Origin of the sequence: Anaerorhabdus furcosa (assembly GCF_900167375.1) — a bacterium.
Classification (GTDB): domain Bacteria; phylum Bacillota_I; class Bacilli_A; order Erysipelotrichales; family Erysipelotrichaceae; genus Anaerorhabdus; species Anaerorhabdus furcosa.
Window position 1 is genome coordinate 510,191 of the sequence record NZ_FUWY01000001.1, and the last position, 23,379, is coordinate 533,569.

Here is a 23,379-nt window from a genome sequence, read left to right on the forward strand (position 1 = left end):
AAGTCCCCCTTCGCTATTAGTATATGTGCGAAGAGGGACCTTTCATTGTCCAATACTGTATTATCCAAAGAATTTTTTAAATATTTCTTTTTCTGATTTACACGCTTTTAATAACTCCATAAATTCAGGCTCTTTAATGTGTTGATATAACTCTTCAAAGGCTGTTCTATGGCTTTCATCTATCGCAATCGTGAAGATAAAGTCGACCATATTATCTCCATCCCAACAGATTGGTTTGTCTAATTTTGTGATATGAATGACTGATTTTGTAACAAATTTTGTTTCTCCATGAGGAATTGCCATGTTTCCTTTTAAATATGTTGGCAAAAATGCTTCTCTTTTATAAACACTTAGTAAAAAAGATTCTGTTACATAACCATCCATCGATAATTTTTTAACAATTTTATCCAATATTTCCTCTTTACTAACTTTGCTGTGTTCAATTAGAATACAATCTTCATGCAATACATCTTCCAGTGGATTATAGAAATTTGTATTATTAATAACCAAATTCTTTAATCGCTCCAATCCTTCTCTTTGATGAATCTCTTCTGCTGAGAAGAATGGTAAATCAATTACATTGGGATTGATTGTTCCAACACACGCAACAAGATCATATTCTTTTGATAGCATATTAATCTTGTCTTGAATCTTCGACTCATCAACATACCCAATATGCAACCACTCCAACTTCTTAAATACTGTTTCGAATTGATGACGAATGTAATTCTCTAAGTGAATCGCTGCTCCTTCTCCTGTTATGCAACATGTAAGTATAGCTGGCTTTTTTGATTTTGGTGAATTTTGATTTTCATAAATGTTCATTGTTTCTTTGGAATCAATGGATGTTAAAATCTCATCCAATGAGTCTTGAGTCCACAATGTTTTTCGCATGCATTCAATTACCAAAAGTGTGTCTGTTCTTCCCAACACGCCTACATGAATATCCAAAGTTTCTTCAATCTTCGCTCTTACCTGAAGCAAAGAACCCATATCCGCTAAGATAATCGTTCCTTTCCCTTCATCAATTTGTTTTACTTTAGCAATGACTTTATCACACATAATCTTTGGTGTATCTTCATATTCTAAATCTAATCCATGAGCGTGATTTTCACCTAAAATAACATTAGCTGCTTCTGCCATTGCTGTTGCAACATGACCATGCGATACCACTAACACCGCAATTCGTTTTGAGTCTACATTGTAGTTGCTTTGAAACTTTTGAAAGTAAATTGCCAAATAACCTGCTTCTTCATTCAAATGAGGAATTTTTACTTTTGTGGACAAATTCTCTAAGATATTTCTTGCGACAAAAAATTCTTTTGGACAGTTATCTTTAATTTGTTTCAATTCACTTGATACATGTTGTTTTGTTGATTGTCGATCTTTCAACATTTTCAAATGAACTGCGAGTGGGAAAACAATTGCTTCATTTAAAAATGGTAATTCCAATTTCGCTCTTTCATAAATTGATTGTGATAAGTTCAATATTTCCTCGCCTGCTATTATTGATATTTCTTCTCTAGAAAGTTTATTTTTTTGAACATCACGGATTTGTTGTAGAAGACTAATTTCAATTTCCTCTGATAATTGTTTTTCAACTTCCAAACTAGGAAGCCCTGCTTGTTTTAATTCTGAGAATCTCTTTTCTAGTTTGCTGTAATTATCCCAACTATCATTTATTTTTGTACGTGAAAAAACTTTCTCTTCTTTTGAAATGAAGACCAAATCTCCTCTTATCCATGTGTTAACATCTTTTTCAACTTGTACTCTTTGATTTATAAAGGTTTCGCTTAAAAATCTTGATTCTATGATTAACTCTTTTTTCTCAGTAACTTTACTTTCAACAAACGCTTTTGCACAAGCTATCTTAACCTCCGCAAATAACTGTCGCATATTCTCGGCATAATCTTGGCTTGCTAAAGCAATCAATACATCTCTTTTAACAGTGATATCCAATTTCATTTGTTGACTTTCAAGCATAAAAGCTTGTTTTATGAATTCTATTCTTTCTAGAAGAGATCGCTCAATAAATCTCGGCATTTCTATTTTCATCGCAAAATGACGCAATACTTCTTTACTGACTGTTGATGATGCCTTTGCATGAATACTTGCAATAATAAGCGCTTTACTCGTTCGTATTGTTAAATTATCATTTAGTCTAGTCAACTGTCTTTTATCAAGATATCGATACAATGACTCTAATCCCTGTGGTGGAAAGAATTCAATGTTCTTGATATACACAAAATTCAATTCTTCTTGTTCTATACAACCTTTTTGAGATTCTTTACCAAATAAAAACTCTAGCAAATCAAGAGGTCTTTCTAAGTAATCAATGCAATCAACTTCATAAACATAAACTGTTTTATCTTGATTAAGTGACTTCGCATACTCCGCCATCGCATAGACAATAATACTTCTTCCACTACCAAACCCACCTGATAAACAACAATGCAATCCAAAGGGAGGATAACTAACTGCTGCCACAACTTGTTGAATTACATTTTTAAGCGATCCTTTTTCTCCTAATATATGACTAAAAGAATTTCCCGAATCATTTGATTTTGGTTCTTTTATTTTTAATTCCGATCTTATTTTGGCTACTACATATTTACCAACAACAAATTGGGAATCATTTAAACATTTAGTTAATGCGCGATCTGATAAGGTTGCATCTTTAGCTAGATATTCTTGTATTACTCTAACCAATTCATTTTTTCTTCTTTCTCTTGAATCAGGTATTTTTAATTCTTTTCTAATTCTTGTTACAACCTCACGGGAAAGATCTAATTTATCTGCAATATTTTCATCAGTAAACGGATTTTTTTTATCTTCAATTTCAATACAATGATTAATTTCGTTTTTAATATTCACTTTAGTTCACCCCAATACTCAGTCCACACTATTATAGCTCAAGAATAAAAGAAAACCACTTCTAATTTTGAAGTGGTTCATTATTATACCATTGTTCGATTCTTACTATATCTTCATTTGTTGCATCCGGTATATCAATGTATGGATAAGCAATATTTAATTCTTCATACTTAGAATCACACAGGGATCGATAAGGCAGGAAGTCTACCTTTTCTATGCATGTATATCCTTGAAGTAAGTCTTTCAGTTGCCTTGTTTCTTCTTGCGTATCATTGATTGTCGGTATAACAACATGACGAATCCATGTCTTGCATTGAATCTTTTCAAGATATTGTAAAAATTCCAGAGTTTGTTTTAAGGAACCTTTTGCAAAAGCATCATACTTTTCTTCTGTGGTCATTTTAACATCCAATAAAACTAAATCCGTGTACTTAATTAGTTCTTTGACATCATCATTTAATACACATCCACTAGTATCAAGTGCAGTGTGTAAATTTAGTTTATGACATTCTTTAAATAATTCTGTAACGAATTGTGATTGAAGTAATGCTTCTCCACCACTACAAGTTACACCTCCATTTTTATAGAAGGTAATTCCTTTTTTAATTTTATCAATAACTTCTTCAATACTTATTTCAATGCCATTTTCAAATTCCCATGTTTCCGGGTTATGACAACATTTGCATCGAAGCGGGCATCCTTGCATAAAAATAACTGCACGGATGCCAGGTCCATCACTCGTTGAGAAGGAATGAAATGAATTTATTCTACCCATCATAATGTTGTATGGAATGTACGTTGAATTACTTCTTTTTGTTGTTCACGAGATAAGCGATGAAAATTTACAGCATAACCGGATACACGTATTGTAAGATTAGGATATTTATCTGGATTCTCATAAGCATCCATAAGTTGTTCCTTGTTTAATACATTCACATTTAAGTGATGTGCATTTTGGATAAAGTATCCATCCATTAAGTTCACCAAGTTAACTATTCTCTCTTCTTCCTTAGATCCCAATGAGTTTGGAACAATTGAGAACGTGTTTGATATTCCATCACGACATGCATCATATGGAATCTTTGCCACACTGTTTAATGCAGCAATTGCTCCATTTGTTTCTCTATTGTGCATTGGATTTGCACCAGGTGCAAAAGCTTCTCCTGCTTTTCTACCATCAGGTGTAGCACCTGTTTTCTTACCATAAACTACATTCGATGTAATTGTAAGAACTGATAATGTATGAATTGATTTACGATATGTTTTATGTTTTCTTAACTCTGTAATAAATTTTTCTACTAATTCTTTAGCGATAAAATCGACACGGTCATCATCATTACCATATTTAGGGAAATCACCTTCAATTGTAAAATCTTCAATGATTCCATTTTCACCTAAAACTGGTGTTACCTTAGCATATTTAATTGCACTTAATGAATCCGCAATTACAGAAATTCCTGCAACACCAAATGCCATGAAGCGTTCTACTTCAGTATCATGCAATGCCATTTGTGTTTTTTCATATGCATATTTATCATGCATATAGTGGATGATATTCATTGTATTTACATACAAACCAGCAAGCCAAGACATGTATGAATCTAAACGGCTAACTACTTCTTCATAACGAAGTGGTTGCCCATTCGCAAGTGAATCCATTTTAGGTCCTAGTTCAACACCTTTTTTCTCTTCGATTCCACCATTGAGCGCAAGTAGTAATAATTTAGGCAAATTACATCTAGCACCAAAAAATTGCATTTGCTTACCTATCTTCATAGCCGATACACAACATGCGATTGCATAATCATCACCATAAATTGGACGCATCACATCATCATTTTCATATTGAATAGAATCTGTAAGAATTGATATTTTACTACAGAAGTTTTTAAATCCTACTGGTAATTTCTGAGACCATAAAATTGTTAAATTTGGTTCAGGAGCTGAGCCTAGATTAATGAGTGTATGCAACATTCGAAAACTAGACTTTGTTACTAAACTCTTACCCTCAAGTGAAATACCACCTAATACCTCGGTAATCCACATTGGATCTCCACCAAATAGTTCATTATAATCAGGTGTTCTTAAATGACGAGCTAATCGCAATTTAATAACAAATTGATCCATTAACTCTTGTGCTTCTTCTTCAGTAAGTGTCCCCTCTTCGATATCTCTTTCAAAATAAATATCAAAGAATGTACTAACTCTACCTAATGACATTGCAGCACCATTTTGTTCTTTTATTGCACCAAGATAACCAAAATATGTCCATTGGATAGCTTCTTTTGCATTTTGTGCTGGTTTAGAAATATCATATCCATGCATTTGAGCCATCTCTTTAAGTTTACCTAAGAATGTAATTTGTTGATATAACTCTTCCAATTGACGAATTTCATCTTGCCCTAGACTTACTTGTCCTAAAGCATTTTTGTCTTTTTTCTTCTCTTCAATTAATTTATCAATACCATATAACGCTACTCTACGATAGTCTCCAATGATTCTTCCTCTACCATAAGCATCAGGTAATCCTGTAATAAGACCTACTTTACGAGCAGCTCTCATTTCATCTGTATATGCTCTAAAAACTCCATCATTGTGAGTTGTTTTATATTTGAATTGTTCTTCTATTGTATCGGATAACTTATAACCATATGCTTCAACTGCACTTCTAGCCATACGAATACCACCAAATGGATTAACGCCACGCTTTAGTGGTTCATCTGTTTGTAACCCAACAATAAGTTCTAATTCTTTATCAATATAACCTGGTTCATAATTTGTTAATGAAGTAATTACTTCTGTATCTACACTTAAAACCCCATTGTTTTCGTGTTCTTTTTTTAACAATGAGTTAACTTCTTCCATTAATTTATTTGTGCGTGCTGTTGCATCTTTTAAGAATTGATCATCTCCAGTATATTCTTTGTAATTGGAAATTATAAAATCTCTTACATCAATGCTTTCTTGCCATTTATTTCCTTTAAACTCACGGTATGCATTTGTCATAAACTTTACCCTCCTATGCACTAGTATAAACAAAAGGCAATTCAAAAGAAATTGAATTGCCCAGATGGTCGACTTTGCTTGTTTACCCTATTGCATTGTGTGCTCACATTCCATCAGCAATAGGCAAGTATTCGCTTTTACTACCCTAGTTTATCATTTCAGAAACTAAAGTCAAGTTTGTTAAATAATTAATATGCAGATTTAATGGATTTTACTAATTGTACCACTACATCTAACTGTTCTTGTGGCATTGTTTCTGAACCATCAGTAAAGACATAAGCCAAGTATCCATCAACATTAACCACATAGCCATCACGCTTAATACCACTATCCACGATTGTACATCTAGCAGTAGCAATACCATCAAGTGTAATGTCTGAAGCCGTCACTGTAAATGCACCACTTTCATCATCTGCAAGTAAACTTTTTACAGTGTCTAGTAATTCTTCATTTGTTAATGTGACTTTCACTTCTGATAGAATCATCACAGATACATTGTTTTCAACATCATAAGAATCACCATCTAAACCATAAGCATAGTAATCATCGGAAATATCAGTTTCAGCATAATCCAAATCAAATTCTCTTGGAATATCATATTTTAACCCACCTTCAGAAACTGTTTTAGTTGCTGGTGGATTAGCATTAAATTCATCGACTGCTTTCTGTAATTCTTCTTGATTGAACCCTAATTTAATTCCATAGTATTCTTCTAACTCAGTAATAACTTGAGCAGTATTTTTATTACATTCATCTAATTCTATTTCAATTCGAAGAACAAATCGTTGATCTTTTGATAATTCTTTCGCATAGACAAATTTATAAACTCCACTTGCTTCATAGTTATAATTTTCAACGAGTTGAGATGCTTCAAAATAAGCTTCTTCTCTTTTATCATCTACTGTGACTTCTGATACTGAAACTGTTTCAATTAAATCATATGTTTCTTCAATATACTCTAATTCTTCTTTTACTACATCATCAGCATAATCACCATCTTCATAATAGTAGCCATTAAATGATACATTTACCATAACGCCATTTAAATAAGAATAAGCATTATCTCCATAGTTACTACTATTTGAAGTTTCAGGAATATATGCAATCATTTTAATTGTTTCTTCACCATCTTTAGTTTCAGTTTCTGATAACAATTTGGCTTCCATTAATGTTTGGTATGCATCCTCATTTGATTTTTGATTTACAAGCGTTGGTTTTCCACCACCAGTTGAACAACCTGTAATCAAAAGTAATGCCAGTAAAGCCAAACAAATTTTTTTCATTTTTCCCGTGCCCTTTATCACTAATATGCTGCAATACTACTAATAAATGCATCAGCATCTGCGATATTTGCTTCATCTGCACTTACAGTAATATTGAACAAGTATTCTCCTACAACTCTAAAATAAACTTTTTGGTGTAGATCATAGTTTGTTTCATGTAGATAGATAAATCCATATTCTTCTCCACCAAGATTAACTGTTCCTTCTTCAACAACTTCATAGTTAAATTCTTCAACTGCAGTTAATTGAGCTTTCATAGTCTCTGACAATAATGTAAGAGAAAATGATTTAGCCATAGGTCCAACATATGAAGACATAGCTTGAACATTAGCTTTTCCATTTGCTGATGTTAATAAGAACTCTAAGTAAAGATCTTCTTGAGTTTCTCCTTCAGTTCCCATTACTTCTGAACCAGCATCTAAAATAGCTTGTTGGTATTCATCACTTTGTATAGCCCAACCTTCTGGTAATGTAAAACGAATGTTTAATGTTTTACTTTCATACGCTGTATCTGTCCATGTTCCTTTTTCATAATTACCTGTCTCTGTGTTAGCAGTAGGTGTTGGTTCCACTGTTGGTTCAACTGTAGGTTCTGGTGTTGCTACTGGTTTTGGTGCTGCTGTACATCCTGTAATTAAAAGTAATGCCAATAAACTTAAGATTATTTTCTTCATTTTCTTCCCTCTCTCTACAAATTGCAATTAGTTGCTTTTTCTTCCTAGAATTCGAAGTACATATAAGAAGATATTAATAAAATCTAAATATAATTCGAACGCTCCATAAATAGCTAACTTATCCAACATGGTTTCATCCTGTTGTGCAATTTCATAATTTTTCTTCATCTTTTGTACATCGTATGCAGTAATCACCAAGAACAAGAAGATCCCTCCATAACAGATGAACATATCAAAAGCTGCAATTCTCATAAACATACCAATTACTGATGCGATAACTAATGTGATTAGCCCACCCAGTAATAGACTTGAATATTTTGTTAAATCAAATTTTAATGTCATCCCAATGAATACCAAGGATACAAACAAAATCGATGTCAATGCGAAAGCTGTAAATATTTGTGACATACCATAGATAACTGGTAGTGTTGAAAACGTTACACCCGTGATTACTGAATAAACAATAAATAATACTTTTGAAGTTATTGGAGCCATTTTATATAATCTTGATGATAAGAAGATGGCTACCCCTAATTGAATAAATAATGGTAATAAAAATAGAATACTTAGTCCTGATTGAGCTAAACTATACATAATTTGGAAGTAAGCACCTGTGTCATACATAACAAACGCTACCCCTGCTGTAATAATTAGTCCCAATGCCATCCAAATAAAACTTTTAACCATGTGCTTTTGTAAAGAATAAGCATCTAAATATAAACTATCTTTCATTGTAAGCCTCCTCATAATTGAATCTTTCAATCTCTTGTTGATTATCTTGTGTCGCTTCATAGATAACCGCTTCTTTTGTTCCTGTATTAATTTCGACAATATATCGAAGTGTACTTAAGTCTTCAGGTGGTGACTCTTGCAGAAAAGTTGCTACATCCATATCATGGAACAGTAGTTTAAGACTTGCCACTTCTTCCAAATTCGAATACATTCCTTGATCAATTGCAATTTCTTTAATTGAATCTAATGACATGCTTTCATCTACAACTACATCGAATGCATAACCATCCACTAGTGTAGAGAAATAAATATAATAATCCACTGTACTTGGTTTCACCAATTCACGATATAGCTCAACATTAATGTTGTATTGCTCTGGTGTACCTTTGTTTTTCAATGGTACATAATCATATCCTTGTGGTCTTATCCAATAAGTTTCAATGTTTTCCATGGCACTATCTGTTGTAACCATGAGTTTACCCTTAAATGCATATTCTGAATTGTTATAGAAATATAGTACTGTCTCATTATCGATGATTTCATATGTTACTTCTATTTCACCATTTTCACTAAAATCAACATTTCTAAACGGACTATCATTATTTGATTCATCTTTTATGGTAGGACTTTGCTTACTCATAAAATTTTCACTGACATAGTAGTAACCAAAGCCAAAGATGACAAATAAAATTACTGATAACAACGCAAATGTAATTAGATTCAATCCACCTTGTTTCTCTGTAAGGTTAACACTTGTCTTTTGATTTGGTTGTACATTTTCCTCGGTTGATTTTTGAACAATCGCAAGTGGATTTACCATTGATTGCAATTTATTCATTGCAAGTTCACGATTCGATTTCTTTTTCATGCTATATTGAATCATGTACTTTTTATTTTTCGCCATTATTTCTATAACTGGTAAAAATGTATTCCCTTTAAATATTTCTTTGTCTTCTATTCGATCAATCCAAGTTTTATGTAAGACAAATGATCCCCCTAATAAGTTATAAAGAATATAATTTTTAGAAACATAAAGACGTTTATGAACTAATTCAAATTCTTCTTCATCAATTTCAATACCTTCTTCTTTTATTCTTTTCTTAAAAAGGTTCATTGTTGTTAAATATCGAATTAATCCAATGATTACTAAAATTAAGAAAATCAATGCAGCGTATATTACTAATACCAACGCTATTATAAATACAAACTCCAGCGATTCATTTGACTGCCCTATTGTTGAGCCTAGCACTGGAACAATTACTAATAAAACCAATGATACCACTAAAGAAATCAAAAGTTTTTTAGAACTGTTAAATAACAGTGACTTTATTTTTTTCATTACTTATTCTCCCCTACAAATTAATTTGACCTTCAATGTATTTTTTTAGAAAACATCGCTATCTATTGTTAAGAAGCTATTTTTAGTTTAACTTCTTCAAATATCATCAAAAGTATACTTACCGATTTCTTAAAATCCGCAGTATGTTCTTAATTAGTTTACTTTTTTCTGGTTATATTATGGTTAGATTAGGTTAATTTGCTCGTTTTACTGGTTAATTACATGTTTTTAATTATAAATTCACTCATCCAATTGCACAAAAAAACCAGCTGACTATTTTTAAGTCAACAGGCTTTATTTTAACTCTTTATTGTGTTATTCCGCCAACAAGTTGAAGTTCTGTATCAGCTTCACCGATAAGATTTTTTTCACTTTCTTGAGTATCTACTGATTTTTCGTAGTAAACACCTTCTTCAATTTTTTCGCCCAATACTTTTTCAATCTTTGTAATGCTTCCTTTGAATCGAGAATCATTGTTGAAGTTACCTTGTTTTACTAATCCTGTAGGACCAGCTCCAAAGTATTCTGTTGCGATAGCTGAATCAATAACAAACTCGATTACACTTGCGTCAGCTGCGTGTGAGCATCCATTAGGAGCATCTTGCGAAGCTTTTGCATCAACTTTAACGATAGGTAAGATAATGCCTGAATCAAGTGTAAAGTAATATCTTGATCCAATATCACCAAAACTGTATCCAAGTGCCGCACCTATAAATCCATCCTCATCATATAACATACCTGTAGTTGGATCCACAGTCATGTGATTTTGAATGTATTTATATTGCTTTGACCCTTTTGCAGTAATCGCAGTATAAGGCATATATGTTTTTGTTGAAGATGTAGAACAAACTTCAATTTCTTCTGTTTTAAACTCTTTGTTGTATTGATCTAGATTTTCTATTGTAAATTCCTCAGACTTAAATCCACTTAAACCCAAGAAACAGACCAACAAACAGAGCATAAAAATGAATTTCTTCATGTTTTATTTCTCCTTTGCGTGCCTAATCATTATACCATATTGCCTCTTCTTGTCAAAGTTGTGAAAAGTTAGTTTTTAGTTGCCAAATTGATGCAATTTTGATAAAAGTTAAACATTCATATAACCATAACCTCTTGTTGACTATTTCGAGTCTACTGATGTAAACTTTATTAGAGGTAATATATGAAAAATTTAGTTAACTATTTACTTTGTGGATTACTCCTTTGTGGATGTTCTACTCAAAATAATCTTCTGGTTTCAACAGATTCATCCACTTTTAAGCTTACAACCTATGAAGAAAATGAAATAAAAAAACTTTTTAATGAAGATAATTATTTCACACCTTTTGTAAATAGCCTCGATGATATAAACTGGGATATCAATGAACTAGGATTATCCATTAACTTAAATGGGTCAAGAAAGATACAGGTTCTTATTAATTATGAAGGTGAAATTGATTTGGTATATAATTTTGATGATATTTCTTTTACATATGATGAAAAGGGCAGTTCTACTTTAGTTAATTTGGAATTATCCATTGATAGCGAAGCATACTTTCGAGGCATTTATCTTAAGGTGCAATTAAATCAGGATGAACCTTTTGATATTGTCTATAATAACAACAACACGCTGTCTTACAATTTTTACAATACTACGAATCTTGAACTCGATGATCGTCTACAATTGGAAATCATTCATCAAGTGGTTGATGAATATCAAAGTTTTCATTTATTCTTATTATCATTGCAATCCTTTAAAGATAGTTTTTTATCTTTAATCAATTTTGGTCCTTTGTATTATAATCCTAACATTGAAAAAATCTCAACCATATATAATGTTGATTCTGATAACGCGAATTATGATACGGCATACACCCCTCATTTTGATAAACTTCTCTTTTTAGTTCCTGATGAATACTTCTCAGTTTCAAATTGGGATACCGCGAAATTATACAATACTGCATCTATTTTATTTTACTTGGAGAATGAAATTAACGATTCAACTTGTTATCAAAGAGATAGTTTACTCCAAACACTACTATCTATTAAGCCAAACATATTCTGTATTAAGCAGAAATGCACAACGAATTTCGAAACGAATGAATTCACATTCACGTTAGATAAAAATTTGAACCTTTATTTCATCCAAGGTTTGGATGTAACAACATTAAACCTACAATTATCTGCACTTTTTGCAAATTTTCAAAATTTCAACATTGAACAAACACTACTTAGAGTTGATGGAATTGTTCAAATCGAAGAAAATAATGCATATTTTATTAATCATAAAAAGAGTTACTTAAACTATGAAGCTTTTGATAAATTATATATCGAAGTAATTAGTAATTCCAATAATAAGTTGTTATTACATGTCACACCTTATCGCGTTAATTTTAATTGGTTATTAAATAGTCAAGATTGTTATATTGAAACAGGTGAAGGTGAAATACTATATCCTGAACTAATTTTTAATGAAGTCAATATGAATGAGTATATTGTGGATCATTTAGATAAATTTCAATCCTGGGAACTTACTTTAGAAAATAACGATGCCTTGGATTTCTATCGAATACTTTCAGCAAAAAAAATTAGATTGGAGTCAAAATGAAAAAAATAATTTTGTTACTATGTACTTTATTACTTTTAGGTGGATGTACCTCAAACAATACAAATGTCATTTTAAAAGATAAAGAAAAAAAGATAATTATCCAATCGATTGTACAAAATGAGGACTTTCATCATCACAATGATTTTCTAAGTTACAAAATAGGAAATAAATCCTTAATATTAAGTTCAGATAATCTTTATATTTCTTTGAATTATTCCAAAGGATTTGATTTTAAACAAAAGATAAAAGATAAATTAATCATTGATGGAAAAATACATACTCTTATTTATTCATATGAATTTACGGAAAAAGGATTAACTGATAAGCTTATCCATTCAGTATTAAGACAAAACAATCAACCAGATTTATTTCTCTCATATGATCCTACGTCGGATATCATATTGAATACAAAAACAAATACTCCTGCACTTTTAGACGAATCCTATCAACTAAACCTGCTACCCTACTTCAAAAATCAATACATTGAATATAACTCCCTCTTCAATTCCACCGCTTCTGCCAACTCGTTAGCTTCCTCTATCATTCATGATGAAATCGTTTTGTATAAATATAAAACATTTCCCATAATAGATGAAACTTCTGAATTTTTCCGATTCTTGCCTAGTTCAGCATATTCTCATATCACATTAAGAATTAATGATGATGAACCTACAAAAATACTTAACTTAGATAAAGAGATGCAATTGGTGGCGTTTGCATCATTTATTGATAGCCCCATAACTTCTTTTGATGATATTTCATTTGAAACTTATTTTTCTTATATTAATCAACTGTATCCCGGTGAATATACCTGTTATAAACCGGAAAATACATCCGATCCATATTATTCTCAATTAGAATCACTTCGCATTAAAAGTAAAAATACTTCATGCTATTTTTCCAACACAAGTGAACTATTTCCTCTTACATCGATAGATATCCCAGACAATCAACGTTACACCTTTTATTCTACTAATTATCTGAATCAATTATTTACAGAACGCTTCTCATCAAATATACATTTCCAAATTGATAAGGATCGTCTGCTTTCTTACTATGTAAGCCAAAGTTTGGATTTAGACGCTTATATTACGTTACTTCATTACGCAAGTGACTACAAAATGACACTGAATGGCATCTACATTGAATCAATAAAAACTAATGGAACATCACATATTTACACTGTGCTACCTTATTTTGTAAGAGAAGACTATGCAGGTGTTAGAAATAACGATTATATACTCAATAACTTAGGAAATTTTTTCCTTATTCATAAAAAAAGTTCATTACCTGAAGTAATTAATTCTCTTAAAAATCAATTTGATTCTCTTGAGATTATAATTGATACAGCGGGTGACACACCTAAAATTGTATCGATAAAATCCTTATAAATTATAAAACCCCATAAAAGTCACAGCGAGTGAGCTTTATGGGGTTCTTTATTTAGATTTTCTTTTCTTGTGCTTTTTTTAAGCGGTGAATTTCTTCAATAAAGCGGTGAATTCTAGCTGCAATTTTTCTACAACTATCATTATCCATTCCTACAGCTATTGTCGTATTACCTGACTTAACTGTCATAACACTATCAATTACTCCTTTTCTAAGAGTAACACTTTCCATTTTACTAAGTGGCATTGCTTGAATACTTTGTCCATTACTTCCTTTTTTCGCAAAGATTAATCTACGGTTTGTAAGGGCATATGCATAAGCACCTAAATGATTAAATTCAGATACATATTGATGGTTGCCCATAAATGTGAATAAGATTTTCTCTTTTGGTGATAGTACATGTAGAATTAACGCCGTGTTTTCAAGAATTACACTTTCGTCAAAGCCTTGACCATACCCGTGGTTCATAATATATTCATAACACTTCTCTGGTGTATCAATCAACTCAATCTTGGCAGGTTTTTGAACAGGTTCTTCTTCCTCAAAGATTGTGAATTTCTCTAATAGTGATTTTTCAGGTTGTTTAGGTTTTTCTGGTAATGGTGTTTTTATCTCATTTTGAAATTGTGGTTCTGGACTATATCCATAATTTTCAATTGGCATTTGATAAGGTGAAACCACTTCTTCTCTAGATTCCTCTTTGTGTATACGCTCTTTTTTAGCTTTATTCGGCTTTTTGATATTGGATAAAATTCCAAACGAAATTATCAAAACTAGTGATACACCTAAATTAATCCATAACCAATATTGACTTTTAGATGACACAATATCCACTACTACAATGATAATTACCGCGAGTGCTTTAAATGACGTGTCATAGTGCAAATTCATCTTATTTAATACCCAATCAACAAGTGGGCACAACATAATAGCACACATAAAAGCCATTGTTGCTCCAACCATAGAATTTGTATTACCCAAACTTATAAAAATACCAACACCAATACAAACTAAAGTGCCTATGTATCTTAATATTGTAATAACGATTGGTAATATCCCTTGTTTTTCATTCATAGACATTCAACCTTCCTATGCATTTAAATAGTTTACATTGTACATCGATTTTATGCAACCTTTGAAAAAAACCATCATTTCTGATGGTTTATGTGTTTTTTTGAACAGCTCTTAATTGCTTTTCAATTCCTCGCTTAATCATGGTTGAACCTGCTCCATAATCAATAGAATATCCTGCCCTAGTTTCTACTATTCGTGTTGCACCTAAATCAGCTAGAATTGATAAATTTAATATGGATGGATCAAAAACTTGAATTGTTAAACGATTAATTGAAGCTTGAAGCATTTTGATATTGCTTGTGCCACCCATCGCCTCAATTGTCTTGTCAACAACATGACGACTTGACCCACTGTTGAATAAATCAACCGCTAGATATTTAAAGTATACTTTCGTAGCTAAGAAATATACTATCAAACTAATGACACCTACAATTGCAATCGTAATAACAACATTACTATAATTTGGATTACGAACAAAATTCATAAATTCCAAGATATTTCCCGGGAGTCCTATAACGACATTGCCACTATAACTAAATCCCAATGCGATTTTCAAGGCTTGGAATAATCCAAACAACATCCCTGTATAGGTGATATGGAACAAGAACAGTAATGGACAAAGCAAGATTAATAAGATTTCTAAAGGTAATAGTGTTCCTGAAAACAACGAAACAATTGTTGCTAAAACAAAGAATAACCTAATTCTTCTTTTCTCAATTTTATCTGTATAAACCGTATAGAAAGCCCAAATCATTCCAGGAATAGCAAATAAATTCAATACATAATATGGAGTAATAAATCGGCCAGCTGTTGCAGGTACAAGGTTTTGTGAAACCATTGTTGTCCAAATTCCAACATCGCCCGCAATACTTTCTCCCACTAAATTAATCCAAGTACCACCTAGACTACCATACCAAAATGGTGAACGAATAAATGATCCTAAGCCAAATACCGAGAACAAACGATCCGATACCCCATAAACGAAAATATTAATTGGGTTTGATATATCACTCGCAATAAATTTAGACATTTGATCAATGCTTTGAAATAGATATTGCCAAATAAAACAAACCACAAACGCAACAATTATTGAGTAAATAAAATTTAAAATCATTGCCCACATATCACGATCCACAAACGCAAATAAACCATAAGAAGATTTATTTCTTGATTGTTTGTAAGCAATACGTGTTGTAATTGTAATTAAAATAACTCCAACCATTCCTGTTTGAACAGGATATTGTATCTTCCCTGCAAATGCAGCTAATTGTGATGTTGGTAGTGAAATACCAAACAACGATGAGAATGCAGTTGAAGGTAAAGTTGAACTTGCAAAGAAAATTGTAAAAATAATAAATGTAAAATACCCCATCAATCCAATAAGAATTGTAGTAATCCCATTACTTTTTCTTGATACTAACCGTAAGAAGAAAAGGAAAGGAAAATATATTACAAGGAAATTGCCTATTCTTGTGATTGCTTCCGCAAATAATATTACATATTGATTATCTATGCTCCAATAAGGACTAAATACAGGATTTGTAATTAAGTTCCCTATTCCTAGGAATAGAATCGCAAGAAAAAGCATTTTCAATGGTAATTGTAATACTTCATAAAATGTATGCCATCTCTTCATACGCCACCTCGCAGTCTATCATATCATTTTTGCCTTTTTGATTCAACGTAAGGAATGTGAAAGGTTTTTCACTCTTTCAATGATTTTTTTGTATACGACAATCATTTCTTTTTCACTTACCCACTTTTCAATCTCATCAAATGGAATCCACTTTAATGCACTATTTTCATCTTCTTTAATGCATAGAGCTGCCTCTTCATCTGCCTCGAAGACATAAGTTACATTAAAGTGACGATGTGCTATCACTGGTTTGCCACGTTTAATGTGAGCTTCAACTGGTAAGTCATCCAATGAAATAATCGATGATATTTGTTTTACTTCTTCTAATCCTGTTTCCTCTAGTACCTCTTTTTCAGCTACGTAAGCCCAGTTTTCATCGCCATCGTTGTGCCCACCTGTCCAAGAATAGGATTGATAAATATTGTGAAATGCCATGAGGACTTTGTTATGTTCTTGATTTACCACAAACCCTGTACTTGTCATATGACCTTCTAAACAATCTCGTGTAAAGATATTGCTATGAGTTTCAGCCATTTCTAAAATATATTTCTTATCCTCTTCTTCTTGTTTATCTTGAGGTATATAGTTTTTGATTGCTTCAATTCCTATCATTAGAATAATGTCTTCAATCTTTCTAAATAAGATACATGGCGATAGCGCATCATGCGAACACTTCGATTGCTTAATTGACACACAACTTCACTTTTACCATCAAGTTTTTGACTATTTGAGTCAGTACATAAAAGTGCCCCTTCAAAATTATCAGATACAAGTCGGACTACACTATCTTCTTTTAAAACAATGGGTGAACCAAGTGATTGAAATTCTCGATGATGTATTCCTGCAATCTCAGCTACCTGAATCACAGGTAATCCCTCTTGAATAATTGCGCCTTGAACAGAACGGTTATACGCCGTTGAACCTAGTTGTGTACAAACACAAATTCCGGTACCTCTATAGGTTTCAAGTTTCTCATCATTAATATAAATATCCAATATCTGTGTGCGAATACTATTCTCTACACGCATTTCATTGATTGCGTATACTTTTTCTTTTTGATCTATTGTTACTTCTAAAAGTTGTGATTCCACAATCTTTCCATCTTTGTTTAATACATCTTGAATTAACTCATCAATTTCTGAATTAAGATAGTCTGTGAAAAAACCCAAAGTCCCGCTATGGATTCCTACAAAGCTTACTGTGTTTAACTTCTCACAATATTTTTTTACTGCATATATAAATGTGCCATCTCCCCCAATTGTAAAACAAATCTCGGGATTTTCCTCATCCCACGCAAGAGAACAACTTAGTTTTTCTTTTAAATAAATCGCTAATTGTTCTGATTGTGGATCTGGGCGGTGTACAACAACGAATGACTTCATAAACTCACTTCCTTATATGTGTTATTATATCATAGAAGGAAGTGATAAAATGCACTCAAAATTGGAGATTGAATACAAAGTATCTTTGACTCTAGAACAGTTTAATCGATTACTTGAACATTATCCAAATCATAACGTAATATTTCAAAATAATACTTACTACGATACAACACCTTCCCTTAAAGAACGAGGCATGGCTTGTAGAATACGCGAGATTAATGATCAATATTATTTTACATTAAAGATTAAACAAGAAAAGGGAAACACTGAAATTGAATTCCCTATTGAATCAAACGATTTAAGTTTGCCTTCTGTACAAGAAGTTTTAAATCAATACCACATTAATGGTCTTGAAGAAAAAGGTTCCCTTTTTACAATTCGGCATTTAGTTGAATTTGAACATGCAGAATTGTGTATTGATAAAAATGAATACAATGATCTTGTGGATTATGAAGTAGAATACGAATTAAAAGACTCCACTGTTGATACGTTCAATGAATTTATGACTATCTTAAACGAAACACAAATTCCCTATATACCCAACAAAAGAACCAAAATACAACGCTGCTTAGAAACAAGGAGGACTTCATGATGAAATGTGCTATTTTTTGTGCCAATGGATTTGAAGAATGTGAAGCATTGCTTGTTACAGATTTGTTGCGTAGAGCAAACATTCAAATCGATATTGTTTCAATGAATCAAGAATTAGAGGTAATTAGTTCACACAACGTAAAAATAATTGCGGATGAATGTTTTATGGATATTAATTTTAATGAATATGATGTCCTTGTCTTACCTGGTGGCCAACCCGGTACTACCCATCTACAAGAAAACGAAAAACTTCAAAAAGTAATTTTAAATCATCATGCAATGGGAAAACTACTTTGTGCTATTTGTGCAGCACCTAGTATCCTTGGCTTTTTAGGTTTACTACAAAATAAAAAAGCAACTTGTTTCCCTACTTTTAGAGATAAATGCACTGGTGCATTACTAAGCGATGAGAAAGTTGTGCAAGATGGAAATATAATTACAGGTAAAGGATTAGGTGCTGCAATCGAGTTTGCTGCATGCATTATTAACAATATTCAAGATAAAGAAACAGCTGAAACAGTATTAAAACAAATCCAATATTAAAAGAATGCATATCATATCATTAGCATTCTTTTTCATCTTGTTTTACTATGAAATTATGAGATAACCTCATTAGAAACGAGCACCTATATGTATCCAAATAAAATTATTCCATTTATTACCTTTTGTGGTCAAACTAAAGAAGCAATTGACTTCTATGTAAGTATTTTCCCTAACTCAAATATCGAATCCATTATCTATGTTACAAACGAAGATCGTGGTGTAGAAGGCGATGTACTTAATGCAAGTTTTACGCTTTATGATACTCCGTTTATGGCCATGGATATGGAAAGAGAGTATTGTCCTACTACATCTTGGGCAACATCTTTCTATATGGAACTTGAAGAGGAGAAAGAGTTTGATGATTTATTCAATAAGTTATCTAAGGATGGAACTGTTATGATGGGCCCAGAGTCTATAATTACAGATACCATTAACATTACAAAATGTGCATGGGTTACTGATAAATATCAAGTAACATGGCAATTGGTATTTCAATGAGAAAAGTAGTTTTTCATATTGACCATCCAGATTCATGGGGTCTATTAATTAGTAATGTACACAACATGATCGAATATTATTCAAAACATCAGTTAAGTTATGAAATTGATATTCTTGCGAATAGTATTGCTGTTGCAGATTTAGTCAATCCATCCTTTGTCTATAAAAAAGAACTCTTGAATTGTATTTCTCTCCATGTTCAAGTAGTAGCCTGTGAGCATTCATTGAAAGGCCTAGGTATCAATCCAAAAGAATTGTTTGAAAATATTCACACGATTCCCTCTGGTGTTGTTTATTTAGCTGAAAAACAATTCAACGGCTATTCATACATTAAACCATAACAACGATTCTGTTTGATTAATTTCAAACAGAATTTTTATTTTGAAATAACCATTGACTCTACCATGATGATATACTTTACACTATAGTTGAGCTCAGAGGGAGGACCTCCAAATGTTAAAGATATCAGACTTTTCAAAACTATCCAGAATTAGTATAAGAATGTTGCGTTTTTATGATGAACAAGATTTATTAAAACCAATCTTAGTAAAGGATAATGGCTATCGCTATTACGAACCAACACAACTCAAAACTGCAATGCATATTCATTACTTAAGTTATCTTGGTTTTTCTACAGTAAAAATAAAACGTATTCTATCTACTTTTCAAAACGGGAAAGATATTATCCAATATCTTGAAGTACAGCTAGATGAGATGAAAGATGAAAAACTATCCTTGAATGAGAAAATTGATTCTTTAACAAAAACAATTAACAAAATCAAACAGGAGGAAACGTTGATGAGTTATAAAGTTGAAGTAAAAGAATTACCTGCTATGAAAGTCATGGCAAAACGAGGAATCATTCCAACTTACCAAGATGAAGGTTTGTTATGGAAAGGATTAACCAGTGAATTAAGTGCACTTGATATGAAAATTAATTATCCAAATGATTCAAAGACAATGACTGTTTTTTACGATGATGGTTATAAAGAAAAAGATGTTGATGCCGAAATTAGAATTCAAGTTTCTGGAAACTATCAAGATACAGAAAATATAAAGTTCAAAACAATTGATCCAATGAAAGTAGCATCAGTTACCTTTACTGGTGGATATGAACATATTACAGAAGTATGTATCCATATCGCTACTTGGATCTCAGAACACAACTACGAAATTATTGGACCTGATTTTTCAATCTATCATGTGGGTTATGGACAAACTCAAAACCCAAATGAATTTGTCACAGAGATTTGTTACCCTATTAATTAAATAAACTGATGCGGAAATAGGCATCAGTTTTCATTTCTTATTTTTATACATTGTTTAACATCAGCAAGAATGGATTCATCCTCAACTTCTATCATGAGCCATTTTTGACCCATTCCTTCATTTGTTGAACGAGCTAATTCTTGCATGTATGGCGAGAATGAATTTAGCGTTGATTCAAATCGCTCTTTTTCTTTTTTCCCTATCACAACAAGAACAATGAAGTATCCATCTAGTGGATAACATCTACACAATGCTCTGCTTGATTTTTTAAAGCTTATATTCCAACCATAGGGGCAACATTTACTAAATTCAAATTTAGGTTTTATATGATATTCATCCATCATATATTCAATGAATTTATCCCAATTCCTATTCCTAACATGCTCACTATAATCGATAAGGGAAGGTTCTTGTTTACTATCTTCTTTATTCCACATATGAATCTCCTATTTCACATTTGGTTTTCTTTTTATTTCTAAGAGTTTTAAAAATTGATCATTTAGATTATCACTATTTATTTCAAACAAAACCCATTTGCCATCATGGAATGTCGAAGCATTGTCATATTTTTCTAAAATTTCTTTTGAAAATTGAAGACGTTTTTCTTCTACACTAACTCTTTCATCTTTACCAAATATTATCATAAATCCAAGAACGTTTTCTTTAAATAAAAACGAACAAAAAGACTTGCTTTTACTTTTTATCTTGTACTCATAGTCCCAATTTTTACCCCCAGTACACCAAAGTTCATCCAGTTGATAAAACCTATGAATTTGACTATTTAATTTTTTAAAAAGCTTGGTTTTCTTTTTACCAATAATCGACTCTAATTCTTCTTGATTAAGTTCATTTACCATCATATTATTTTGCCCTCTTAATTGGATGTCTTATTACTGTCCTCAAATTCTCAGGTTTTGTTTTTCTTGGATCTCCTAGATAGATTTCATGATGATGTCTTTCTTCCATATCTTCAATATATCCTTCTTCTTTAATAAATTCTACTAGTTGAAGTACCGTTTCAGGCTCATCATCATATGACCCTTTATGCATGATTTGAGCACACAATCCTTCTTCAATTTCTTCAAATTTTGTCTTACTAAAATCGATGTTTGGTTTTTTCTTTAATACTTGTTGTTTCGCAAACTCAAATACCTCTTCTGTTACAAAATCTGGTTGACGAATCATTGATCGCCAAACAAAATCATCTTTATCAAAGACACCGATTCCATTAAAGACATTATCTTTTAACCACCAATATCCTTCAAGTGGTGGTACAACATAATCAAAGTATCCCTTTGGTTGATTTCCTGCCATTTTACTCATTTTAATTGCATAAGATAATCCATAAAGTATTTCAAGTGCATCCTTATATTCTTTTGACGTATTTGGGTTTCCTTTACCATCAACTACAATAAACTTCATCTTTGGAATTGATATAATACTTGGTTTTGTAGATGGAATGTAATACTCCTTTTCTAATTTCTTATAATCTATACTGTTTACCATATACTGTTTATAGTAAGAATTTCTTCTTACTTTCTCCTTTACTACTTCATCTTCACATATTAAATATGACATCTTTTGTCAGTGACTAATATTTTCTATCATTTTCTTTATTTCTTCTTCAACTTCTTGTCTTAAATGTGTAGGCTCGATTACTTGCACATGTGATCCAAATGATAGAACGTATCCTTTAATCCAAGTATCAATGGGTACCTCCATCACTACTTCTATCCAGTTATCTAAAAATTGAATTTGTGACTCCATGAATTCTTCTAATATACGCATTTTGTATTGATAATCAAAATGTAAAATTACTTTCTCATAATTCGAATCATCTTCTGATATTATTTTGGGTGGATTAAGAATATCTGTAAATCTCTCTTCTGTAATTTGAGCTTTCTCTATTCTTACAAGTTTAAAAGTACGATAATCTTTTCTATTTAAACAATACCCTTGTAAATACCAAGCTTTACCTTTAAATACCAGTCGTGCTGGTTTTACTTTTCTTATCGTGTTTTTTCCACTTAATCCCCAATAAGATAATTCAACTACATACTTTTCTAATATCGCTTCTCTTAGGATTTCAAATACATTATTGGTCATACCCCAATCATCTAAGTCTACTTCAATCCAGTTCGTTGTATCCTTACGAAATAAATTTTTTAACTTCAAAACAAGTTCTGATGAACTGGCAGAAGTGTTTTGAATACTTTGCAATGCCATAATGATTTGTTCCTGCTCAACTGATGTTAGGAAGGTTTTATTGATGATGTGATTGTCTAGTAATGTAATCCCTCCACCTTTTCCCTGTGTTGTAATAACTGGAATACCAGAAAGTGTTAGTGTATCAATATCACGATAAATTGTACGTATCGATACTTCTAATTCTTCTGCAAGTTCTTGTGCTGTACATGTGTTTTTATCGATTAATCGATTTAATATTTTAAATAATCTTTCAGCTGACATATGATTACCTCTGTAATTATTATTATACATTTA

Annotated in this window: 23 protein-coding genes; 7 read left to right on the forward strand and 16 right to left on the reverse strand. The window is 31.7% G+C overall.

Features of this window, described 5'->3' with window-relative positions; translation table 11 throughout:
- Positions 1 to 60: 60 nt before the first annotated feature.
- The 8 genes from B5D14_RS02530 to B5D14_RS02565 form a co-directional block, all read right to left on the reverse strand.
- On the reverse strand, positions 61 to 2,874 hold the full coding sequence (locus B5D14_RS02530; RefSeq protein WP_078711008.1) for a PTS sugar transporter subunit IIA: 2,814 nt from the start codon (positions 2,872 to 2,874) through the stop codon (positions 61 to 63).
- A 61-nt stretch (positions 2,875 to 2,935) separates the two neighbouring features.
- Positions 2,936 to 3,649, reverse strand: a complete 714-nt coding sequence (gene pflA / locus B5D14_RS02535; RefSeq protein WP_159443696.1) for a pyruvate formate-lyase-activating protein — start codon at positions 3,647 to 3,649, stop codon at positions 2,936 to 2,938.
- Positions 3,649 to 5,880 (reverse strand): formate C-acetyltransferase, encoded by a 2,232-nt coding sequence (gene pflB / locus B5D14_RS02540; protein WP_078711010.1) that lies wholly within the window; start codon positions 5,878 to 5,880, stop codon positions 3,649 to 3,651. The genes pflA and pflB overlap by 1 nt, the downstream gene beginning before the upstream one ends.
- A 188-nt stretch (positions 5,881 to 6,068) precedes the next feature.
- Entirely contained in the window at positions 6,069 to 7,163 is a 1,095-nt protein-coding gene (locus B5D14_RS02545) for a hypothetical protein (protein ID WP_078711011.1), read from the reverse strand.
- 20 nt (positions 7,164 to 7,183) lie between these two features.
- Complete coding sequence (locus B5D14_RS02550) at positions 7,184 to 7,837, reverse strand: hypothetical protein (RefSeq protein WP_078711012.1); 654 nt, start codon at positions 7,835 to 7,837, stop codon at positions 7,184 to 7,186.
- 27 nt (positions 7,838 to 7,864) lie between these two features.
- On the reverse strand, positions 7,865 to 8,569 hold the full coding sequence (locus B5D14_RS02555) for a Bax inhibitor-1/YccA family protein (RefSeq protein WP_159443697.1): 705 nt from the start codon (positions 8,567 to 8,569) through the stop codon (positions 7,865 to 7,867).
- Positions 8,559 to 9,908 carry a hypothetical protein gene (locus B5D14_RS02560; protein ID WP_078711014.1) on the reverse strand — a complete coding sequence of 450 codons (1,350 nt, stop codon included), beginning with the start codon at positions 9,906 to 9,908 and terminating at the stop codon, positions 8,559 to 8,561. The genes B5D14_RS02555 and B5D14_RS02560 overlap by 11 nt, the downstream gene beginning before the upstream one ends.
- A 307-nt stretch (positions 9,909 to 10,215) precedes the next feature.
- Positions 10,216 to 10,887, reverse strand: coding sequence for a hypothetical protein (locus tag B5D14_RS02565; RefSeq protein ID WP_078711015.1), 672 nt, complete (start codon positions 10,885 to 10,887; stop codon positions 10,216 to 10,218).
- 183 nt (positions 10,888 to 11,070) lie between these two features.
- Between B5D14_RS02565 and B5D14_RS02570 the strand changes: the two genes are divergently transcribed.
- Positions 11,071 to 12,495: a hypothetical protein gene (locus tag B5D14_RS02570; protein WP_078711016.1), complete on the forward strand. Its 1,425-nt coding sequence runs from the start codon at positions 11,071 to 11,073 to the stop codon at positions 12,493 to 12,495.
- Positions 12,492 to 13,886, forward strand: coding sequence for a hypothetical protein (locus B5D14_RS02575; protein WP_078711017.1), 1,395 nt, complete (start codon positions 12,492 to 12,494; stop codon positions 13,884 to 13,886). Before B5D14_RS02570 ends, B5D14_RS02575 begins: the two co-directional genes overlap by 4 nt.
- Before the next feature lie 52 nt (positions 13,887 to 13,938).
- Here B5D14_RS02575 and B5D14_RS02580 read toward each other — a convergent pair whose 3' ends face one another.
- The 4 genes from B5D14_RS02580 to B5D14_RS02595 all read right to left on the reverse strand — a co-directional run bounded on the left by B5D14_RS02580 (position 13,939) and on the right by B5D14_RS02595 (position 17,976).
- Positions 13,939 to 14,964, reverse strand: coding sequence for a PH domain-containing protein (locus B5D14_RS02580; RefSeq protein WP_078711018.1), 1,026 nt, complete (start codon positions 14,962 to 14,964; stop codon positions 13,939 to 13,941).
- Positions 14,965 to 15,046: 82 nt separating this feature from the next.
- Entirely contained in the window at positions 15,047 to 16,594 is a 1,548-nt protein-coding gene (locus B5D14_RS02585) for a PTS sugar transporter subunit IIBC family protein (protein WP_078711019.1), read from the reverse strand.
- Between the two features lie 42 nt (positions 16,595 to 16,636).
- Positions 16,637 to 17,206, reverse strand: a complete 570-nt coding sequence (locus tag B5D14_RS02590) for an NUDIX hydrolase (protein WP_078711020.1) — start codon at positions 17,204 to 17,206, stop codon at positions 16,637 to 16,639.
- Positions 17,206 to 17,976, reverse strand: coding sequence for an NAD kinase (locus B5D14_RS02595; protein WP_078711021.1), 771 nt, complete (start codon positions 17,974 to 17,976; stop codon positions 17,206 to 17,208). The genes B5D14_RS02590 and B5D14_RS02595 overlap by 1 nt, the downstream gene beginning before the upstream one ends.
- Before the next feature lie 49 nt (positions 17,977 to 18,025).
- Here B5D14_RS02595 and B5D14_RS02600 point away from each other — a divergent pair, with 49 nt between their 5' ends.
- The 5 genes from B5D14_RS02600 (at position 18,026) to B5D14_RS02620 (ending at position 20,877) form a co-directional block, all read left to right on the forward strand.
- On the forward strand, positions 18,026 to 18,568 hold the full coding sequence (locus tag B5D14_RS02600; protein ID WP_159443698.1) for a CYTH domain-containing protein: 543 nt from the start codon (positions 18,026 to 18,028) through the stop codon (positions 18,566 to 18,568).
- Complete coding sequence (locus tag B5D14_RS02605) at positions 18,565 to 19,110, forward strand: DJ-1 family glyoxalase III (protein ID WP_143254373.1); 546 nt, start codon at positions 18,565 to 18,567, stop codon at positions 19,108 to 19,110. Before B5D14_RS02600 ends, B5D14_RS02605 begins: the two co-directional genes overlap by 4 nt.
- An 87-nt stretch (positions 19,111 to 19,197) precedes the next feature.
- Entirely contained in the window at positions 19,198 to 19,608 is a 411-nt protein-coding gene (locus B5D14_RS02610; protein WP_078711023.1) for a VOC family protein, read from the forward strand.
- Positions 19,605 to 19,949, forward strand: coding sequence for a DsrE family protein (locus tag B5D14_RS02615; protein WP_159443699.1), 345 nt, complete (start codon positions 19,605 to 19,607; stop codon positions 19,947 to 19,949). The genes B5D14_RS02610 and B5D14_RS02615 overlap by 4 nt, the downstream gene beginning before the upstream one ends.
- Positions 19,950 to 20,061: 112 nt before the next feature.
- Complete coding sequence (locus B5D14_RS02620) at positions 20,062 to 20,877, forward strand: MerR family transcriptional regulator (RefSeq protein ID WP_078711025.1); 816 nt, start codon at positions 20,062 to 20,064, stop codon at positions 20,875 to 20,877.
- Positions 20,878 to 20,900: 23 nt separating this feature from the next.
- Here the strand turns inward: B5D14_RS02620 and B5D14_RS02625 are convergent, their stop codons facing one another.
- Genes B5D14_RS02625 through B5D14_RS02640 form a run of 4 tightly spaced genes read right to left on the reverse strand, consistent with a single transcriptional unit; the run spans position 20,901 to position 23,346 of the window.
- Positions 20,901 to 21,314 (reverse strand): DUF3788 domain-containing protein, encoded by a 414-nt coding sequence (locus B5D14_RS02625; protein ID WP_078711026.1) that lies wholly within the window; start codon positions 21,312 to 21,314, stop codon positions 20,901 to 20,903.
- A gap of 9 nt (positions 21,315 to 21,323) precedes the next feature.
- Positions 21,324 to 21,737 (reverse strand): DUF3788 family protein, encoded by a 414-nt coding sequence (locus B5D14_RS02630; protein ID WP_078711027.1) that lies wholly within the window; start codon positions 21,735 to 21,737, stop codon positions 21,324 to 21,326.
- A 1-nt stretch (position 21,738) separates the two neighbouring features.
- Positions 21,739 to 22,455 (reverse strand): GyrI-like domain-containing protein, encoded by a 717-nt coding sequence (locus tag B5D14_RS02635; protein ID WP_245289551.1) that lies wholly within the window; start codon positions 22,453 to 22,455, stop codon positions 21,739 to 21,741.
- A gap of 6 nt (positions 22,456 to 22,461) precedes the next feature.
- Positions 22,462 to 23,346 (reverse strand): helix-turn-helix transcriptional regulator, encoded by an 885-nt coding sequence (locus tag B5D14_RS02640; RefSeq protein ID WP_159443700.1) that lies wholly within the window; start codon positions 23,344 to 23,346, stop codon positions 22,462 to 22,464.
- Positions 23,347 to 23,379: the final 33 nt, after the last annotated feature.

Coding starts and splice junctions, on each gene's coding strand:
- pflA (WP_159443696.1), bottom strand. CDS start 3,649: ATGGGTAGAATAAATTCATTTCATTCCTTCTCAACGAGTGATGGACCT.
- pflB (WP_078711010.1), bottom strand. CDS start 5,880: ATGACAAATGCATACCGTGAGTTTAAAGGAAATAAATGGCAAGAAAGC.
- B5D14_RS02545 (WP_078711011.1), bottom strand. CDS start 7,163: ATGAAAAAAATTTGTTTGGCTTTACTGGCATTACTTTTGATTACAGGT.
- B5D14_RS02550 (WP_078711012.1), bottom strand. CDS start 7,837: ATGAAGAAAATAATCTTAAGTTTATTGGCATTACTTTTAATTACAGGA.
- B5D14_RS02555 (WP_159443697.1), bottom strand. CDS start 8,569: ATGAAAGATAGTTTATATTTAGATGCTTATTCTTTACAAAAGCACATG.
- B5D14_RS02560 (WP_078711014.1), bottom strand. CDS start 9,908: ATGAAAAAAATAAAGTCACTGTTATTTAACAGTTCTAAAAAACTTTTG.
- B5D14_RS02565 (WP_078711015.1), bottom strand. CDS start 10,887: ATGAAGAAATTCATTTTTATGCTCTGTTTGTTGGTCTGTTTCTTGGGT.
- B5D14_RS02570 (WP_078711016.1), top strand. CDS start 11,071: ATGAAAAATTTAGTTAACTATTTACTTTGTGGATTACTCCTTTGTGGA.
- B5D14_RS02575 (WP_078711017.1), top strand. CDS start 12,492: ATGAAAAAAATAATTTTGTTACTATGTACTTTATTACTTTTAGGTGGA.
- B5D14_RS02580 (WP_078711018.1), bottom strand. CDS start 14,964: ATGTCTATGAATGAAAAACAAGGGATATTACCAATCGTTATTACAATA.
- B5D14_RS02585 (WP_078711019.1), bottom strand. CDS start 16,594: ATGAAGAGATGGCATACATTTTATGAAGTATTACAATTACCATTGAAA.
- B5D14_RS02590 (WP_078711020.1), bottom strand. CDS start 17,206: ATGATAGGAATTGAAGCAATCAAAAACTATATACCTCAAGATAAACAA.
- B5D14_RS02595 (WP_078711021.1), bottom strand. CDS start 17,976: ATGAAGTCATTCGTTGTTGTACACCGCCCAGATCCACAATCAGAACAA.
- B5D14_RS02600 (WP_159443698.1), top strand. CDS start 18,026: ATGCACTCAAAATTGGAGATTGAATACAAAGTATCTTTGACTCTAGAA.
- B5D14_RS02605 (WP_143254373.1), top strand. CDS start 18,565: ATGATGAAATGTGCTATTTTTTGTGCCAATGGATTTGAAGAATGTGAA.
- B5D14_RS02610 (WP_078711023.1), top strand. CDS start 19,198: ATGTATCCAAATAAAATTATTCCATTTATTACCTTTTGTGGTCAAACT.
- B5D14_RS02615 (WP_159443699.1), top strand. CDS start 19,605: ATGAGAAAAGTAGTTTTTCATATTGACCATCCAGATTCATGGGGTCTA.
- B5D14_RS02620 (WP_078711025.1), top strand. CDS start 20,062: ATGTTAAAGATATCAGACTTTTCAAAACTATCCAGAATTAGTATAAGA.
- B5D14_RS02625 (WP_078711026.1), bottom strand. CDS start 21,314: ATGTGGAATAAAGAAGATAGTAAACAAGAACCTTCCCTTATCGATTAT.
- B5D14_RS02630 (WP_078711027.1), bottom strand. CDS start 21,737: ATGATGGTAAATGAACTTAATCAAGAAGAATTAGAGTCGATTATTGGT.
- B5D14_RS02635 (WP_245289551.1), bottom strand. CDS start 22,455: ATGTCATATTTAATATGTGAAGATGAAGTAGTAAAGGAGAAAGTAAGA.
- B5D14_RS02640 (WP_159443700.1), bottom strand. CDS start 23,346: ATGTCAGCTGAAAGATTATTTAAAATATTAAATCGATTAATCGATAAA.